Genomic DNA, 254 nt, shown 5'->3' on the forward strand with positions numbered 1-254 from the left:
CCCACTGAGTTATATACATTGACAGCCGCATACGTCGAAGTCGTCGGGCTTAAGGTTAACCCCGTAATACCCAGGCCCAGGTTCTGGCCCGCTGTGGCGGTGAAGGTCAAACGACCTATCTGACCTGCCGTGTTCAGCGTAACCGTGGGCGATGCGCCGTCCGCCACCAATGCAATACCTGGATCCACAGTGACTTGCATGCTGGCTGTCACGGCGTAGTTCGGGTCAACAAACACGGTATAGGTGCCGGTCGC

At 57.5% G+C, this 254-nt stretch carries 1 protein-coding gene; it reads right to left on the reverse strand.

The genetic code is table 11. The features are described from left to right. Nucleotides 1-254: hypothetical protein (locus EJE49_RS02375; protein WP_223246706.1), on the reverse strand; the 254-nt coding region annotated here is incomplete at both ends.

This window comes from Sulfuriferula thiophila (genome assembly GCF_003864975.1).
Taxonomy (GTDB): Bacteria; Pseudomonadota; Gammaproteobacteria; order Burkholderiales; family Sulfuriferulaceae; genus Sulfuriferula; species Sulfuriferula thiophila.